This is a genomic window from Flavobacterium sp. GCM10023249, from assembly GCF_042653365.1.
Lineage (GTDB): Bacteria > Bacteroidota > Bacteroidia > Flavobacteriales > Flavobacteriaceae > Flavobacterium.
On record NZ_JBHSHZ010000011.1, the window covers coordinates 57223 to 75170 of the forward strand.

Genomic DNA, 17948 nt, shown 5'->3' on the forward strand with positions numbered 1-17948 from the left:
ACAACTACTTTTGGCTGTGTAACGACTCCAAATACTTCTGGGTAATAAAATCAATATCTTTGATGGATTTTCGGGTCCAATCGATGCGTTTTTCCAGCAATTCGGCTTCGGTGAGTTGCCATGGTATATCGGAATGACGCAATCGGGTTGAGACATTCTGGAGTATTATGGCCGCTGAAACCGATATGTTCAAACTTTCGGTGAAGCCCACCATTGGGATTTTCATAAAACCATCCGCTTGCGACAGCACCTCATCGGACAAACCATGACGTTCGGTTCCGAAAAACAAAGCCGAAGGTTTTGAAATGTCAAAGTCTTCCAGCAAACAGTCGTTTTCGTGCGGTGTAGTGGCTATGATTTGATATCCTCTTTCTTTTAAATTGGTAATACAATCCTGATTGTTCCCAAAACGGTGAATGTCTACCCATTTTTCGGCGCCCAATGCAATTTCCTTATCGATGGCTTTTCCAAATCGCTGCTCTACTACATGCAATTCCTGAATCCCGAACACTTCACAACTGCGCATTACGGCACTTGTATTGTGCAATTGGTACACATCTTCACAAACTACAGTAAAATGTTTGGTGCGCTGTGATAAGACTCTCAAAAAACCCTCTTTGCGGCTTTCGGTGATGAAACCTTCTAAATAACGTAAATAGTTTTCGTCCTGGAATAACGATTGCATTTTGAATGGTATTTATGTATTTTCGGCAAAATAAAGCGTAAAAAGTGAACAAAACAATAAAATGGTTCGGTATTATAACCCTAACTGTACTTGCTGTTGTACTTACTATCCATTTTTGGACAACTAAAGACTACTACAAGCCAGGTGAAAACGGAGAAAAAAACTGTAGTATTGGAGAAACATTCCAAATAGAATTAATCACCAATGGATCGACAGGTTATTCCAATTGTTGGATCAACGAACAGCATTTCAAACATGTTCAATTAATCCAATCCGAATACCATCCCAGTTGGAATGAAACAATGGGCTATGTTGGAGCTGGGGGAACAATGGTATATACGTTTAGTGCGGTTTCCAAAGGAATAGACACTTTGAAAGTAGCGGCCTGCCCAACCGCCAGAGAAGGGAAAAGTTGCAATGACTTCAACGAAACCAATACAGCACCTCACAATCGTTTTGTTATTACAGTAGAGTACTAAAAAAGAATTCTACTTACTTAATAACGAGTTCACCAAACTCGATTCGTAGTTCACCAAACTAAGTAACTAGTTCACATCTTTTAGTTTATAGTTCACGTTACTTAATAACTAGTTCTCATCTTTTAGTTTATAGTTCACGTTACTTAATAACTAGTTCTCATCTTTTAGTTTATAGTTCACGTTACTTAGTAACTAGTTCTCATCTTTTAGTTTATAGTTCACGTTACTTAATAACTAGTTCTCATCTTTTAGTTTATAGTTCACGTTACCCTACTACTATTTTGAGTAAATTGCGTGAAGGATCTCGTCTGAGGACGAGACAAGTTAAGCGGAAAGCCCACAGTGAGGAACGAACGAGGACTTGCAGCGCATAGCCTGACCCGCAGGGACACGCCCAAAATAGTAAATATGAAAAAGAAAATAGTAGTTTTAACCGGAGCCGGCATGAGTGCCGAAAGTGGTATCAATACGTTTAGAGATTCGAACGGATTGTGGGAAAACCACGATATCATGGACGTGGCTTCGCCCGAAGGCTGGCGCAAAAATCCGGCTTTAGTCTTGGATTTTTACAATAAGCGCAGAGCACAGTTGAAGGAAGTAAAACCCAATCGCGGACACGAGATTCTAGCCGAAATGGAACAGGAATACGAAGTACAGATTATCACCCAAAACGTAGACAACCTGCACGAGAAAGCAGGAAGTACCACCATTTTGCATTTGCATGGCGAACTGACCAAAGTACGAAGTGTTGCCGATGAACAGTATATACTGGATTGGACCGAAGATTTGCATTTGGGCGAAACCGATGCTAATGGTCACCAATTACGTCCGCACATTGTTTGGTTTGGTGAAGCGGTTCCTGCCATTGAAGACGCCATTCCGATGATGGAGGAGGCAGACGTGGTAATAATCATTGGTACTTCCTTACAGGTATATCCTGCCGCCGGATTGATGCACTATGCACAACCTCATGTTCCGGTGTATTATATCGACCCGAAGCCTGCAACCATTTACGATTTGGCCAATCCTCTAAAAGTACTAGCGATGAGTGCAAGTGAAGGACTTGAGAAAGTTAGGAGTTATAAATTATGAGTTATGAGTTGTGAGTGAATAGACTTTAGCGCTTAGCACATAGCGCTTAGCGTTTCTTAACAAGGCAAATAATTTCATCACAAGAAATTTGTTTCATCATTTTATGGAATAAAAATTCATTATTGAAGAATAATTACCATGCACTATGGACTAAGAACTAAGGACTAAATACTAACAAAAAAATAACAACTCATAACTTATAACTCATAACTTATAACTATTTTTGCGCTTTCTTAAACAACACACAACACAATGCAACTAACTGAATTGAATGCTATTTCGCCTATTGACGGTCGTTATAGAAATAAAACTGTTTCACTTTCCCCTTATTTTTCTGAAGAAGCGTTAATCAAATACCGCGTATTGGTTGAAGTAGAATATTTCATTGCACTTTGCGATGCCGGTATTCCACAACTAAGTGGTGTGGCAAAAAGTTTGTATGCCGATTTGAGAAAGATCTATGAAGATTTTTCAACCGAAGATGCGTTATGGATTAAAGAAACGGAGAAAACAACCAATCACGACGTTAAAGCAGTTGAATACTTCATCAAATCAAAATTTGATACTTTAGGTTTACAACAATTCAAAGAGTTTATCCACTTCGGACTAACCTCACAAGACATCAACAATACTGCTATTCCATTATCGACAAAAGAAGCTTATGAAAAAGTATACCTTCCTTCGTTGATGAATGTAGTTTCCAAACTGAAAGAATTAAGTGTAGAATGGGCAAACATTCCAATGTTAGCCAGAACACACGGGCAACCGGCCTCTCCTACCCGTTTAGGAAAAGAAATTTTGGTATTTGTGGAGCGTTTGGAAGAGCAAATGCGTTTGTTGTACAACATTCCGTTCGGTGCTAAGTTTGGTGGTGCTACCGGAAACTACAACGCACACAAAGTAGCCTATCCTTCGAACGACTGGAAGGCTTTTGGAACGCAATTCGTAGAGGAAGTATTAGGATTACACCATTCGTTCCCTACAACTCAGATTGAACATTACGATCATTTTGCTGCCTTTTTTGATGCATTGAAGCGTATCAATACCATCTTAATTGATTTGGACAGAGATATCTGGACGTATGTTTCGATGGATTATTTCAAACAGAAAATCAAAGCCGGAGAGATTGGATCTTCTGCGATGCCACATAAAGTTAACCCGATTGATTTTGAAAACTCGGAAGGGAATTTAGGAATTGCCAATGCGATCTTCGAACATTTATCGGCGAAATTGCCTATTTCGAGATTGCAACGTGATTTGACTGACAGTACCGTATTGAGAAACATTGGAGTTCCAATGGGGCATACTATCATTGCTTTTGAAGCGACTTTAAAAGGATTGAACAAATTGCTTTTAAACGAAGACAAGTTTGCTGAAGACTTAGAGAAAAACTGGGCAGTAGTTGCCGAGGCGATTCAAACCATTCTAAGAAGAGAAGGTTATCCGAATCCGTACGAAGCACTGAAAGATTTGACCAGAACGAATTCGGTCATCAACAAAGAATCGATTCATGCATTTATTGAAACCCTGCAGGTTTCCGATAGCATCAAAGCAGAATTGAAAGCAATCACACCCAGTAATTATTTAGGAATTTAATCCTTTTTTATACAATACAAAATCCCGCTAATATCCTTAGCGGGATTTCTTTTTAAACTAACTCCCTGAAAAACAATCAATAAGTTTAACATTTTAAAAGGAAAAACCGTACAATACTACTTCCTAAAGTTGCTACTTTTATTGTAGGAAAGCAGCGGTTAAGTGCATTCCTGATTGATTTGACTATTGCAATAAGCGTATTAAATAGTAACACTAATTTTTTCAATACCCGGCTACAAGGTATTGAGTCCTTAATTTTCTGTGTCAAAGAAGTAATTAAGCTAAAAATCCACAACTACAATTGTGGATTTTCTGTTATAGCGCACTTACAAATATTCTCCATGTTGTGTGATATCCAAACCAAGTTCTTCTTTGTCTTCACTCACTCTTAATGGCGTAATTTTATTGACTACAAAAAACAACAAATACGACATCACAAAAGAGAAAACAGCAACGATGACCAATACAATTATATGATTGACAAATAATTTTGTTTCACCGAAGAACAACCCTTCGTATTCAATTGCGGGATTGATTTTCTTCGATGCGAAGACTCCAGTAAGCACCATTCCCACCATACCACCTACTCCATGACAACTGAACACATCCAGTGCATCATCAATCTTTCCTTTAGGGAATTTTAGAACCACTATATTACTCACTATACTACTAATCAAACCGATGAATATGGCGTGAGGAATGCTAACAAATCCGGCTGCCGGCGTAATGGCTACTAAGCCTACAACAGCACCGATACAGGCTCCCATAGCGGATAGTTTATGTCCGAGTATTTTATCGAAGAAAACCCAGGTCATGGAAGCAGTTGCAGCTGCTACCGTGGTGGTTGACAATGCCTGAACCGCCAATGGATTAGCTCCCATTGCAGAACCAGCATTGAATCCGAACCATCCAAACCATAGTAAGCCTGTACCTAAAAGAACATAGGTTATTCGTGCTGGATTATTTTTAGGATTTTTACGTTTCCCTAAGAACATGGCTCCGGCTAATGCAGCCCATCCGGCGCTCATGTGAACAGCCACACCTCCTGCAAAATCAAGTACACCCATGTTAAAGAAAATTCCGTCAGGATGCCACGCACAGTGCGTTAGAGGAGCATAAACCAATAAGATGAACAAAACCATAAAGAGTAAATACGCCCAGAACCGAATTCGTTCGGCAAAAGCACCTGTTATCAAAGCCGGTGTAATAATGGCAAACTTCGCTTGAAATAAAGCAAACAAAAGCAACGGAATAGTGGGTGCCAATCCCCAAGAGGAGTTTATCCCAACATTATTAAAGAATAAATTATCCAATGGATTTCCTACGATACCGTACCATGAATCGCCAAATGATAATCCGTAACCAACAATAACCCACAAAATACTCACGATCACCATAGCCATAAAACTTTGGAGCATCGTACTAATCACATTTTTCTTTCCGACCATTCCGCCGTAGAAAAACCCTAAGCCTGGAGTCATTAATAAGACCAATGCAGTAGCGACAATCATCCAAGCCGTATCACCGCTGTCAAATTGTACTTTAGTGGAATTGATCGTGTTAGATGATTCAAAATCAACCAACAAAGAGACGAACGCCAATGTTACTAGAACAAAAGCTAAAAAAAACTTTCTTTTCATAGGCAAAACATTTAAAAATCATTTTAAATATATTACACCCATCAAAAACAACCTAATTACAATTGTACTTTTATTATTTTAAAGATTTACCCCGTTAAAAAATAGGGTATCAAAAATTAATAATTGAAAAAATAAGAATTAAGCAATGCAAAACAACCGTATTTTCTTTTTCAGATAATAAACTCCTATATTTGAATCCAATCCATTTCATACTATGAAAACCCTATCAAAAGACCAAAGCCACTCCAAAGAATCCTATTTATATATGCTATCCAAAGTTTTTGAAAGAACTTCTTATTATGGAATCAGAAGCTTTTTGGTCTTATATATGTTAGAAAACTTACATCTACATCAAGATGAAGCAGTAAAAATCTACGGCATCTTTGCCTCTAGCATCATTATATCTCAAATTTTAGGAGCACTTTTAGGTGATTTATTGATCGGAAACAGAAGAGCGCAACTTATTGGGGGTTGCTTACAATTGATTGGAACTTTGGTACTCTTGGTTCCAACATCTCTGGGGCTATACCTTGGCTTAGGTTTATTATCATTAGGTTCAGGCTTATTTTCACCCAATTTACTTGCCCAATTTGGAAAACTGTATCACAACAAAAAGGCAATCATGGATGGTGCCTTTACCTCCTTTTACACCTCCATCAATATTGGCGCAATACTAGGAGCATACCTCCTAATGATGATTGTATCAAACAATTACCTATTGGGTTTAATAACCAGCTCAGTTTTCATGTTGGTTTCTATCATTATTTCATTTTGCATTGATTCAAAAAACAACGAACAGCAATTCGTTTTAATTCCAGGTGATACTAACAAAAAAGCTTTGCGTATATTATTTTCAGTCTTCCTTTCAATTTCATTTTGGTATTTATACAATACCTATAGTGATCGATTTTATGAAATCATAAGTAACCTAAGAAATACTTCAACATTTAATGAATTTGCCTATATCTACAGTATTAATACCGTATTTATACTACCTGTTGGAATCTTCTTTAGTGTTATTTGGTCCTTTTATTATTTAGATTCTAAAATAAAATTAAGTATCGGCTTCCTATTCGTCGCAATCACAATGTCTGTATATGCATTTATCGGAGAAAACATTCCCGATCTTATTGCATCAAGTTTATTGATAACATTGGCTGAAAACCTAATAAGCCCAATTCTTCTTTCTGTTGTCACCAAAAATACCAATCCCAAGTATCTGGCTTTAACCCAAACGTTGTTATTACTACCGTCATTTCTAATTTCGGCCGCATTTACCAATGGTTATTTACTACCAAATTATTTCAAGCCAAGTATTGTATTAGCCACTTTAATTGGCATCAGCCTACTTGTTGTCATTTATCTGAACAAGAAAAAGGCAATTACCTCCATTTGAAAAAAACATTAAAAAAGGGATTCGTTCAACGAATCCCTTTTGGTATGAATAGCTTACAAATATTATCTTGAATAATTAGGTGCTTCTTTTGTAATGGTCACGTTATGCGGATGGCTTTCACCAATTCCGCTAGCAGTGATTCTAACGAAACGACCTGTAGTTTGTAATGTTTCGATGTCTTTAGCACCACAATACCCCATTCCGGCACGAAGTCCGCCAACAAACTGCAACATACTTTCGTTCAATTCTCCTTTGTAAGGAACCCGACCAACGATACCTTCCGGAACTAGTTTTTTCACATCGTCTTCCACATCTTGGAAATAACGATCTTTTGAACCTTCTTTCATCGCTTCTACAGAACCCATTCCACGGTACGATTTGAATTTTCTACCTTCGAAAATGATGGTTTCACCTGGAGATTCTTTGGTACCAGCCAATAAAGAACCCAACATCACACAATCAGCGCCTGCAGCAATTGCTTTAGGAATATCACCCGTATAACGGATACCACCATCAGCAATAACAGGAACACCAGTACCACGTAGAGCAGCAGCCACTTCCAACACCGCTGAAAATTGAGGAAAACCTACACCAGCCACTACACGAGTAGTACAAATAGAACCCGGTCCGATACCCACTTTAACAGCATCGGCACCATTTTCAGCTAGATACAAAGCTGCTTCCGGAGTAGCAATATTACCCACTACAACATCCAATTGAGGAAATTTAGCTTTTACCAATTTTAATACGTCCACCACACCTTTTGTATGTCCGTGAGCTGTATCAATAATTACAGCATCTACACCTGCATTTACTAAAGCTTCGGCTCTATCAACCGCATCGGCAGTAACACCTAAAGCAGCAGCAACACGTAAACGTCCGAACTGATCTTTATTGGCATTTGGCTTTTGAGTAAGTTTGGTAATATCTCTGAAAGTGATTAAGCCGACTAATTTATAATCCGCATTAACTACGGGAAGTTTTTCAATTTTATTGCCTTGCAGAATCTCTTCAGCTTGAGCTAAGGTAGTTCCTTCAGGAGCAGTTACCAGGTTTTGAGAAGTCATTACTTCGGTAATTGCTCTTTCATTATTCTTTTCGAAACGCAAATCGCGATTCGTAACGATTCCTTTCAATTCTTGACTTTCATCTACAACAGGTATACCGCCGATACTAAATTCACGCATCACCTGTTTTGCATCACCAACAGTAGCAGTCAAAGGCAAAGTAACAGGATCGATAATCATACCGCTTTCCGCACGTTTTACTTTGCGTACTTCAGCTGCCTGCTTTTTAATTGACATGTTTTTATGCAACACACCAATACCGCCTTCTTGAGCCATAGCAATAGCCATAGCGCTTTCAGTTACCGTATCCATAGCAGCAGATACAATAGGCGTATTTAATGTAATGTTTTTTGAGAATTTCGTTTTGATACTTACTTCGCGAGGGAGAATTTCTGAATAGTTAGGAACCAACAGAACGTCGTCATAGGTTAAACCTTCTCCGACAATTTTAGCAGTGTGTGCTTTCATGTTGCAATTTGTAGTTGTAGTTAAATTGCATGCAAATATAGTAAAATTATCTGAACGAGAAAAACCGTTTTAACTTCTCTTTAAAAAACAAATTCCAATGTGGTATACAATACTCGTGGTTCTGAAGGAATGATTCCAGGTCCAGGGTATCCTGTTGCTCTTCTTGTAAAATACCAGTTATTGGTTACGTTATTAATTCCTGCTTCCAATTTGAAACGCTTCCACTTATACGATGCTGAAAAATCCATCACATAATAGGAAGGGATTTCGCCGAAAATACCATAGGTGTTGTCATTAGGATCTGTAGTTCTGTTGTAAGCATCTGTGAATTGAGAAGACACATAGCTTAGTTGCGTACTGGTTAAAAAGTTTTTATAACCAACACCCATACCCATCTTAACATTATACAATGGTACAAATTCTACTTTATTCCCTTTCACATTCGGTCGGTCGGATTTTAAATATTCCGATTGTGTTATAGACGTATTGGAGAAAATTTCCCAGGCCAAATTTTCATTTCCTTTAAAGAATGTTTTTTGCAAATTCCAGTTCACAATCGACTCTAATCCGTAAGTTATACCCGTTCCGACATTATCTCTCAATCGAACCGTTGTATTGGAACCGTCAGGATTCCGAGCTTCAAATTCTCCAATTTTATCATCATAATACAATCCGAAAGCACTTACGTCAAACGTAATTGTAGTACCAATTCTACCTCTTGCTCCGAAATCAGAACTATATCCTTTCTCATCGGTAATATTTTCATCAATAGCCTGACCTGCACTTGCGGTTCGAATATCGTTAAACGTAACCGAACGATAGTTTTGAGAAACATTCCCATAAAACTCCACTGTATTCCCTTTCGGTTTATAGCTTAGCCCAACTCCCAGCAATAAGAAGTTTCTCTCTTTCACATTATTTTCAGTAAAAGTCTCATCCAAAATAACATTTCCTGCTAGATCGCGATTGATTCTTCTATAGCTTCCGTTAGCTTGTGTTTTAATCACTTCATAACGGAAACCCGGCGTGATTGAAAACACTGGAGATAGTCTAAAAATATTCTCTCCAAAAAGCGCAATATTCAAGTTGGGATACTTATAGGATGATTGAGTTCCGTAGAAAGGAAACTCATCGGTAGCCAGTTCAAAATCCGCATCGCTTCCTGAGCTTCCCGGTCCTTGAAGTCCGGAATTATCCGATTGATAATATTTAGCTCCCAATAAAAATGCACTACTATTACCCAATAGATTGTATTTTTTCAAGTAACGCGTTTCCACACCCCAATTGACAAATTCACCAATAATCAAATCGCGTTCAGTTCCTGGAACATCTGCATTCGAGACACGATTCGATCGATACCCCAATGCTTTTCTGGATGCATCCAATCCAAAAAATTGAACCGAAACATCGGCATCGTTATCAAATTTATGTTTGAAGCGCAGTGCGAAAAGATTCCAATTGATATCAAACCAGTTTCTCGAACGATTACTTTGCGTTGGATCCTGATTGAACATAAAATCAGTTAAACCACCTGCCTGTTTCGCGAGATAATCAAAGTGTGTATAGTCGAAATGCAATGAAGTTTTTGGAGTAAACTGATAATTCAGATTAGCAAAGAATGTTTTTGCATCAAAATTAGAATTCGGACGGAAACCATCACCTTGTTTATAATTGTAAAAAGAATAGTAACTAAATTTACCTTTCGTTCCGCTTAAGCTGGTGAAATTCGAATAGAAACCGTAAGTAGCACCTGTAAAACGACTCGTTACTTCCATTTCTTTTTGAGCCGGTTTTTTTAATTTAAAGTTAACCATACCACCAAACTGAGTACCATATTGCAACGATGCTGCTCCACGTACAATTTGAATTTCTTCCAAGGCTTCGGTTGGAGTTGCATAATAACTTTCCGGATAACCCAATACATCGGCACTGATATCATAATCATTCTGACGTGTATTGAAATTAGAAGTTCGGTTAGGATCCAATCCTCGGCCACCTATAGAAAGCTGCAAACCACCATCGTTACTTTCATTGATGGTCAAACCTACCACTTGGGAAAAAATCTGACGCGCATTATTAGTAGCCTTGTTGGCAGTAAGTTTATTCACCTGCACCACTTCGGTCTTCTTACCAGCATAAATAGCCGTTTCTTCAATATCCTTCAATTTACGAACGGATGTGAATTTATCGCGTTGCTTACTAATTACCACTTCTGACAAGTGTGTCAATTTTTCCAAGATCACGGTATTTTTAGTTGAAGTAGCAGTAAAAGATTTTTCAACCATTTGAAAATTGTCTTTATAGAAGACCAATTGGTGTTCTTTAGAATCCTTTACAGGAACAACAAAATTTCCTTCTTTATCAGTATTCGTTTTGTAACCACTATTCTTATCAAAAACCTCAACATATTCTAATTTCAAACCATTAGAAGATAGTACAGTTCCAGAAATTGCATTTTGAGCAAATCCTTTACAAGTTAATAACAATAGAACAACTAAAAATTTATAATCCTTTAATTTCATCTGTAAATGGAAGTATCCACGTTTTGTGTTTGAATGATTCTTTTTCTTTGGCCAAATCGACATTTGGATCGATATATCTTTGGCTTAAACGTCCGTTGAGCGCAACATAGCTTTCCACTCGAACTTCGGGGCTTGCATACCCCATTTTTTTATAATAATCATGTAAAAAATGCGCGTACTCTAAGATAAAGTCAGGTTGAAAAGCCATTTGTTTTTCCTGAAAGGGCGTTAGAAATTCGCTATTTTCTACAAATAGTGTCTGTTTAGTTTTCGCATCGGTAACTTTAAATTGAGTATAACCCGACTTTTCCATTAGCATTACACGCCACGAGAAACGAAACCCTTCTTCGGTCCAAAACAACTCATCTGGATAAGCCAGATAGCGGAATGGAAAAACCAACTGTATTAGCAACAATGCAGCTACTATATACATTTTAGGTTTAGCAATTATTGGTATAACATTATCATTTTCAAATACACCTCCATCGACTCGCAACCACTTTAGTATCTTTTGCAAAACCCTTTTATGAAAATCGGAGGAAAAGAAAATAAGCGTACTGATAATCATCACGTAAGGAAAAACCCCGATTGGGAATAGCATTTTAGTAAAGACGTGGAAGAACACCACCAATATAAAACCGAAAATTCTAGTTCTTCTGTATAACAATAAAAACGGAATGGATAAATCATATAAGGCTCCACACCAGCTGAAGGCATAGTGCGCCCAATTTTCCTTCAAAAACGGACCAACAATTGGCATTCCGGCATTCATGGGTAACCACATTTTAAGTGGCATCGCCTCCAACAACCAATCTGAATTGAGTTTTGCTAAACCAGCGTAAAAGTAGACAATACCCAGGATAATTTTGATAGCATCGACGGTCCATCTTGGAACACGTTGGAATAACAATTCCTTATGCTTATAGGCATCCACTGAATACGATGCATTGGCTGGCAAAAAAATCAACAAGAAAGCCACTACAGAAATAAAATAGTAGTGATTTAGATACGTTGTTTTATCGATAAGTTCGATATAAGTAAAACTCAAGAAGAACGTCGTTATAGCCATTTTGTATTTGTAACCTATAGCAACAAAAAGTGCCGATACGCCACAGATAAAAAATAAAACATAGGTAAAATCCCCTAATGGTTTTACCCAACCAAAACCATAATAAGTAAAATGGAATTTCGGTTTAATGTACAATTTATCGATCCAGTCGTAAGAGGCAAAGCGGATAATACTAAAAAGCATCATTAAACCAAACGCCAGCCTGAAAAAAGCTAGCGTTGCGGTTTCTGTTGTAGTATTTAAATAATTTTTAAACTGTTCAATCATGATTAGTCGCCATCAGCATCAACATAATCCACTGTGATATTTAAAGCCGGCATCATGTCGGTTTTAAAATAGACAACATTCCATTGCAATTGGTCAAAAGCAGTAATCATCTTAGAGTTATCCAAAGTAACTTGTTCAGAGAAACTATCGTTTAACTGTGCATTCGTATTGAAAATAGTGGTAAACTGATTATTGATGATATCACTTAGTTTCTGACCATTTTTCATTACATTCAAGTAATCCAAATACGCTTTCAAACCGTGACTTGTTGTTGCAGAAGCAAAGTATTTACCATTAAAGAAATCTTGAGTTGCTTTTACCCCTTCATTCAATAGTACTTTAGAAATATCATTTTTGTAATATCCTTCTACTTTACCAGCAAATGTAGTACCACTTGAGTACACACCTGCAGGAATCCCTACTTTTCCGGCACGTACATTCTTTTCATAATTCTTTACAAAAATATTAACCATTCGGTTTACAGAACTACTTGCAGTATTACCGTTACTTGCGATGAAAGTATTTCTGTAAGCTCCTTTCCAATCGTTAGTTAACAAATCTGCATTACTTTTCAATCGAGCAGACAAATCAGTTAAATATTGTTTGTATTTCACTGCATTTGAATTCGTAGTATAAAAACCAACGATAGTAGTATCATCTGTACCTAAGCCATTGATCATATAATCGAATGCTGGAAAACCTTGTCTACTGATTTGAGTTAAAGAAGTTAAATTATAACCTCCTGCAGCAATATTCGCTTCAATACCCGTAGCATCTGTTGGATAAATATTAGTGAAGCTTACGAAGCTTATTTCTTCCGCTTTACCAATTTCAAAGATAGAAACATATTGAAACGCTTTATAGGCTTCCAACCATGCTGTTCTTACTTCTGTCAATCCAGCAGTAGAAGGAGCAGCATTAAAGTCAGAAACTTTAGATTGTAACGTTGTAACCTTGGTTTGGTAATTTTCAAACGAAGGAATGATAATATTATCAGCCCAGCTTGTTAGCAAATCGGTTCTATTGTAACCATCGCCTGAAGATTCTGAACCACCATCACCTGAAGAACAAGCAATAATGACAGAAAGAAAACTGAATAAAGCTACTATTTTTTTCATTTTTTGAAAATTTTTGCAAAGTTACAAAAAAGCAGAGGAATTACTTCTTCTGCCTTTTTTTAATTTATGAAATTATAATGACTGCGCCTGAGCTACAGTAAATCCGAATTTAGTTGCGATTTTTTCTGCTAAACCATCGATATGAGTATTCAAGTAATCAATATCCCATAGACCTGGTCTAGGATCTGCAACTGTTCCTTTACCCGCCATTAACTCCGTTAAGATCGCATCTACTTCAGTTTTGGTCATGTATGGATTATTAGTCCCAGGCTTGTTTGTATAACGTAAGCTCATGATGAAACCATATCCTTCTGATAAAGCGTGGAATGCTTTAATACCATTATCACCAGCAGTTAATTTTGCTTTTCCTTCTTTTAAATAGTATACTGCTCTTACCGCAGGAACCAAAGCTAATTTTTCTTTAATGATATTGATTTGCTCGTTACGTGTTTTGTAATCACCTGCAGTAATAGCTGCTCTACCTTTTCTGAAAGCCGCGTTGATATCCGCTTTTAGAGTATTGAAATCCGCATCAGCATTTACTTGGTTGATATAGCTATCCCAGTATTTTCCACCACCTGCACCGTAGATGTACCCGTAAGCCTCATCCCAAAGGTGTTCCATTTTAGTGTATCTATGCGTAACAATATTATCCCCGTCTTTTAACTCAATAAACACTTTATCATCGTTGTCTTTTCTGTTTGTCCCTTCATCAAGAACATCTACACTTAAGTAGTTGTTTACCACTTGGTCTAACAAACAAGCTCCCATCATTCCTTTTAAGAATACTTGTTGTGGCTCCAAACCGTTAGCCGCGTACAATCTTTTAGAAGAACCATCTAAATAAAAACCGGCAACACCTGCAGAAGCAGCCACTCCTTGACTTGCGGCTTCAGCATTGTCAAACTGTGTTTCAAAGAAACCTCTAACTGAAGTTTGTTCTGCAATTGATCCACCACCTTTTAAATTCACGAAGAAATCTTTAGAAGCTGCAGTTTTGTTTTTCAACTGTTTGTCAGTAGCGTTATTTAAATCGGTACTAGTAAATGGTGTATTGGTATTCGTGAACATATCCGACAATTTAGCATCATCTACGGCAGTACCTGCAGCAGCATTATCTCTGATATAATTACCCATTTCCTGCAACATTAACAATCTATTCGTTTGTCCTTCAAAATACACAGAAGTAACACCCTCATTTTGGAAAGTATAGGTTTCGGGAACTGTATATTCGAATTGTTGCTCGTTATCATCATTTGAACATGATGTTGCGAATAAAGCCATAACTGGTAGAGAAGCTAAAAGGACTTTTTTAAAGTTCATATAGTATTTTATTTAGATTGAATTAAAATAATTTGCCGCAAAGATAAAGACTCATTCTAAATAAGACAAAAATTATTTAGATTATTTTTAAATAGTAATTAACAAAATTCAAAACGCATTGTTAATCAAGCTATTGAAAACAACACAACAACGTTCCTTTTTAGAATTACAAAAAAAGTAAGAGTTACAACTAAGTAAACCAAGTCGAAGTACGACTCTACAACATTTTAATTAATGGTATACTGTAAAAATCTTCAAGGCTTCGTTATACGCGCTTTCAAAACTCATAGCACTTAAGTTATGATCGGCTTTTTGTGTAGTGAAATACGACAACAACTTTTCTGTAGGCATATTCCCTGTTAATTTATCGGTAGCCATTGGGCAGCCGCCAAAACCTTGAATAGCTCCATCGAAGCGTTTACATCCTGCCTTGTAGGCCGCATCTACTTTTTCATGCCATTTGTCTGGCGTAGTATGCAAATGAGCACCAAATTCGATGTTTGGGTATTTAGGGATGAGATTAGAGAACAAATAATCGATGACTTCGGGAGTTGAAGAACCAACGGTATCGGAAAGCGAGAGAATCTTCACGCCTCTGTTGGCTAATTTTTCTGTCCACTCCCCTACAATCTCCACATTCCAAGGATCACCATAAGGATTACCAAAGCCCATTGAAATATACGTCACTACTTCCTTATTGGATTTATCGGCGATGTTGAGTATTTCATCTAAAGTTACCAAGGACTCCGCAATGGTTTTATGCGTATTCCGCATCTGGAAGTTTTCAGAAATAGAAAAAGGAAAACCTAAGTATTGTATTTCGGGATGAACGGCTGCATTCTCGGCGCCTTGCGTATTGGCAATAATAGCCAAAAGCTTACTCTCGGTTTTAGACAAATCGAGTTTCGCTAATACTTCGGCAGTATCCTGCATTTGCGGAATGGCTTTCGCTGAAACAAAGCTCCCGAAGTCGATAGTATCAAACCCCACACGCAATAGCGATTGGATGTATTGTACTTTTTTATCGGTTGGGATAAAATCTTTGATGCCTTGCATAGCATCACGGGGACATTCGATGAGTTTGATTCTTTCGGCGTTCATAGACTTCAAAAGTAAAACTATTTATGCTTTTTCTAAAATCTTTTTATTGATTGCTTTGATTAATGCCGGTCCTTCATAAATAAATCCAGTATATAACTGCACTAAAGACGCACCAGCTTCCAGTTTTTCTATAGCATCTTCGGCAGTATGAATTCCTCCAACACCGATAATCGGGAACGATTGATTGCTCTTTTCGGACAGGAATCGAATTACTTCCGTTGCACGTTTCGTTAAAGGTTTCCCTGACAATCCGCCCACTTCTGTTTTATTGGGAGATTGTAATCCGTCGCGTGAAATTGTAGTATTCGTAGCGATTACCCCTGCAATTTTGGTGGTATTGACAATTTCTATAATGTCCAATAATTGTTCATCGGTTAAATCAGGAGCGATTTTTAATAAGATAGGCTTCGGGTTCGATTTTTGGTTATTCAAATCCTGTAGCCTTTGTAATAATTTAATCAAAGGTTCTTTTTCCTGCAACTCACGTAGCCCCGGTGTATTGGGAGAACTCACATTCACTACAAAATAATCTACATGATCGAATAAGGCTTCGAAGCATATTTCGTAATCGTTGACCGCTTCTTCGTTGGGCGTTACTTTATTCTTTCCGATGTTACCACCAATAAGTACCCCATTATTCTTCTTTAGTCGTTCCACTGCTTCGAGCACACCCCCATTATTGAAACCCATACGGTTAATAATAGCGGAATCTTCCAATAAGCGAAAAAGTCTCTTTTTAGGGTTTCCTTCTTGTCCTTTTGGCGTTAAGGTACCAATTTCGATGAATCCGAATCCGAAGTTGGACAATTCCTGAAACAGTTTGGCATCTTTATCGAAACCCGCTGCCAGCCCTACCGGATTTTTGAATGTTAGTCCGAAGACTTTGCGCTCCAAACGAGGATCATTGACTTGATATAGGGATTGAAGTAAGGACGCTACACCTGGAATTTTATTGGCAATACGAACTGCTGAAAAGGTAAAGTGATGCACTTTTTCGGGATCGAAACCGAAAAGTAGTGGACGAATAAGTTGTTTGTACATAGTTGTTGTGTTGTTGTTCTTTTTGAAACGGGTTCAAAACGATGGCAAAAATAGGTATTTAGTTGTAAAGTTGCAAAGTGATGGTGGTTGATGGTTTGTTGTTAATGGTTATTGGTTTGCGGTATGTCTTTGACGGGTGTTCCCTGTTTATAAAGTTATAACGTTGAATGTTGAAAGTTCGTTCATTAATAGAAGAATTCAAAAAGGTTCTCGATGCAATTTGCTTCACTGCGTTGTGCAAAGTGGTTTCTTTTCATTTGTCTAGACATCTCTTCTGATGACGAGAAAGGCAGAAATCTCTTCTAAGGCCGAGACACGGCAAAGGTCAAGACTGCATAATCTACTCCTAAAACTAACTCAGTACAGTGTTTCATGATCCGAACCGCTCGTCGTGCCTCCTCGGCTACGCGGATCACTCTCACTTCGTACTTTCGTTGTTTTTCACGGAGTATGCTATGAGGTCGGGTTGGGATTGCGGTTTGGGAGTGATGGGAGTTAAAAAGTAGAGTGCGGAAGCGAGAAAGCAAAGTGCTGAAGCAAGAAAGCAAAATGCGGAAGCGAAAAAGCAAAGTGCAGGAGCAAGAAAGCAAAGTGCAGGAGCGAAAAAGCAAAGTGCAGGAGCGAGAAAGCAAAATGCAGGAGCAAGAAAGCAAAGTGCAGGAGCGAGAAAACAAAATGCAGGAGCGAGAAAGCAAAGTGCAGGAGCAAGAAAGCAAAGTGCAGGAGCGAAAAAACAAATTGCAGGGGCGAGAAAACAAAACGCAGGAGCGAGAAAGCAAAATGCGGAAGCCATAATGTACCGTACAATAAAAGCTATTCAAAGAAAGGGATAAAAAACCTTGCAACAGAGCGGAAAATAGAAATTTGGATTGTTCGATTATTGGATTGTTGGAATGTTGGATTTGCCTCTTGCGATGAAGGTATTACGGACAACTGTGAGGGTTTGTGGCTTCGAGAACCTCAGCCACCGATGATGCTTCGACAGGCTCAGTAACCGCCGCTGACAGGGTTGTGAATTCGGTATAAAATTCTTATATTCACGTTTTTATAAGCCCGACAAAATGAAATGGAATGCACGCCTGAT

14 protein-coding genes are annotated in these 17948 nt (G+C 37.9%); 5 read left to right on the forward strand and 9 right to left on the reverse strand.

Annotated features, from left to right (window positions below):
• Positions 1-4: 4 nt before the first annotated feature.
• Positions 5-685: a TrmH family RNA methyltransferase gene (locus ACFO7M_RS10680; RefSeq protein WP_379735580.1), complete on the reverse strand. Its 681-nt coding sequence runs from the start codon at positions 683-685 to the stop codon at positions 5-7.
• A gap of 44 nt (positions 686-729) precedes the next feature.
• Between ACFO7M_RS10680 and ACFO7M_RS10685 the strand changes: the two genes are divergently transcribed.
• From ACFO7M_RS10685 to purB, 3 genes are all read left to right on the forward strand, one after another.
• Entirely contained in the window at positions 730-1164 is a 435-nt protein-coding gene (locus ACFO7M_RS10685) for a protease inhibitor I42 family protein (RefSeq protein ID WP_379735582.1), read from the forward strand.
• 408 nt (positions 1165-1572) lie between these two features.
• On the forward strand, positions 1573-2256 hold the full coding sequence (locus tag ACFO7M_RS10690; RefSeq protein WP_379735584.1) for an SIR2 family NAD-dependent protein deacylase: 684 nt from the start codon (positions 1573-1575) through the stop codon (positions 2254-2256).
• Between the two features lie 252 nt (positions 2257-2508).
• On the forward strand, positions 2509-3852 hold the full coding sequence (gene purB / locus ACFO7M_RS10695; protein WP_379735586.1) for an adenylosuccinate lyase: 1344 nt from the start codon (positions 2509-2511) through the stop codon (positions 3850-3852).
• A gap of 326 nt (positions 3853-4178) precedes the next feature.
• On the opposite strand, the gene ACFO7M_RS10700 is transcribed toward purB, so the two are convergent.
• On the reverse strand, positions 4179-5492 hold the full coding sequence (locus ACFO7M_RS10700) for an ammonium transporter (RefSeq protein WP_379735588.1): 1314 nt from the start codon (positions 5490-5492) through the stop codon (positions 4179-4181).
• A gap of 214 nt (positions 5493-5706) precedes the next feature.
• Here ACFO7M_RS10700 and ACFO7M_RS10705 point away from each other — a divergent pair, with 214 nt between their 5' ends.
• A complete protein-coding gene (locus ACFO7M_RS10705) occupies positions 5707-6888 on the forward strand; it encodes an MFS transporter (RefSeq protein WP_379735590.1) in 1182 nt (393 codons plus the stop codon).
• A 62-nt stretch (positions 6889-6950) separates the two neighbouring features.
• On the opposite strand, the gene guaB is transcribed toward ACFO7M_RS10705, so the two are convergent.
• The 7 genes from guaB to ACFO7M_RS10740 form a co-directional block, all read right to left on the reverse strand.
• Positions 6951-8423, reverse strand: a complete 1473-nt coding sequence (gene guaB, locus ACFO7M_RS10710; protein ID WP_379719233.1) for an IMP dehydrogenase — start codon at positions 8421-8423, stop codon at positions 6951-6953.
• 80 nt (positions 8424-8503) lie between these two features.
• Positions 8504-10945, reverse strand: a complete 2442-nt coding sequence (locus tag ACFO7M_RS10715; protein ID WP_379735591.1) for a TonB-dependent receptor domain-containing protein — start codon at positions 10943-10945, stop codon at positions 8504-8506.
• On the reverse strand, positions 10926-12281 hold the full coding sequence (locus tag ACFO7M_RS10720) for an HTTM domain-containing protein (RefSeq protein WP_379735593.1): 1356 nt from the start codon (positions 12279-12281) through the stop codon (positions 10926-10928). Before ACFO7M_RS10720 ends, ACFO7M_RS10715 begins: the two co-directional genes overlap by 20 nt.
• A gap of 2 nt (positions 12282-12283) precedes the next feature.
• On the reverse strand, positions 12284-13399 hold the full coding sequence (locus ACFO7M_RS10725) for an imelysin family protein (RefSeq protein ID WP_379735595.1): 1116 nt from the start codon (positions 13397-13399) through the stop codon (positions 12284-12286).
• Positions 13400-13471: 72 nt separating this feature from the next.
• Entirely contained in the window at positions 13472-14722 is a 1251-nt protein-coding gene (locus ACFO7M_RS10730) for a DUF4856 domain-containing protein (protein ID WP_379735597.1), read from the reverse strand.
• Between the two features lie 231 nt (positions 14723-14953).
• On the reverse strand, positions 14954-15823 hold the full coding sequence (locus ACFO7M_RS10735) for a hydroxymethylglutaryl-CoA lyase (protein ID WP_379719251.1): 870 nt from the start codon (positions 15821-15823) through the stop codon (positions 14954-14956).
• Between the two features lie 21 nt (positions 15824-15844).
• Complete coding sequence (locus ACFO7M_RS10740; protein ID WP_379735599.1) at positions 15845-16864, reverse strand: quinone-dependent dihydroorotate dehydrogenase; 1020 nt, start codon at positions 16862-16864, stop codon at positions 15845-15847.
• A gap of 549 nt (positions 16865-17413) precedes the next feature.
• Between ACFO7M_RS10740 and ACFO7M_RS10745 the strand changes: the two genes are divergently transcribed.
• A complete protein-coding gene (locus tag ACFO7M_RS10745) occupies positions 17414-17659 on the forward strand; it encodes a hypothetical protein (protein ID WP_379735600.1) in 246 nt (81 codons plus the stop codon).
• Positions 17660-17948 lie beyond the last annotated feature (289 nt).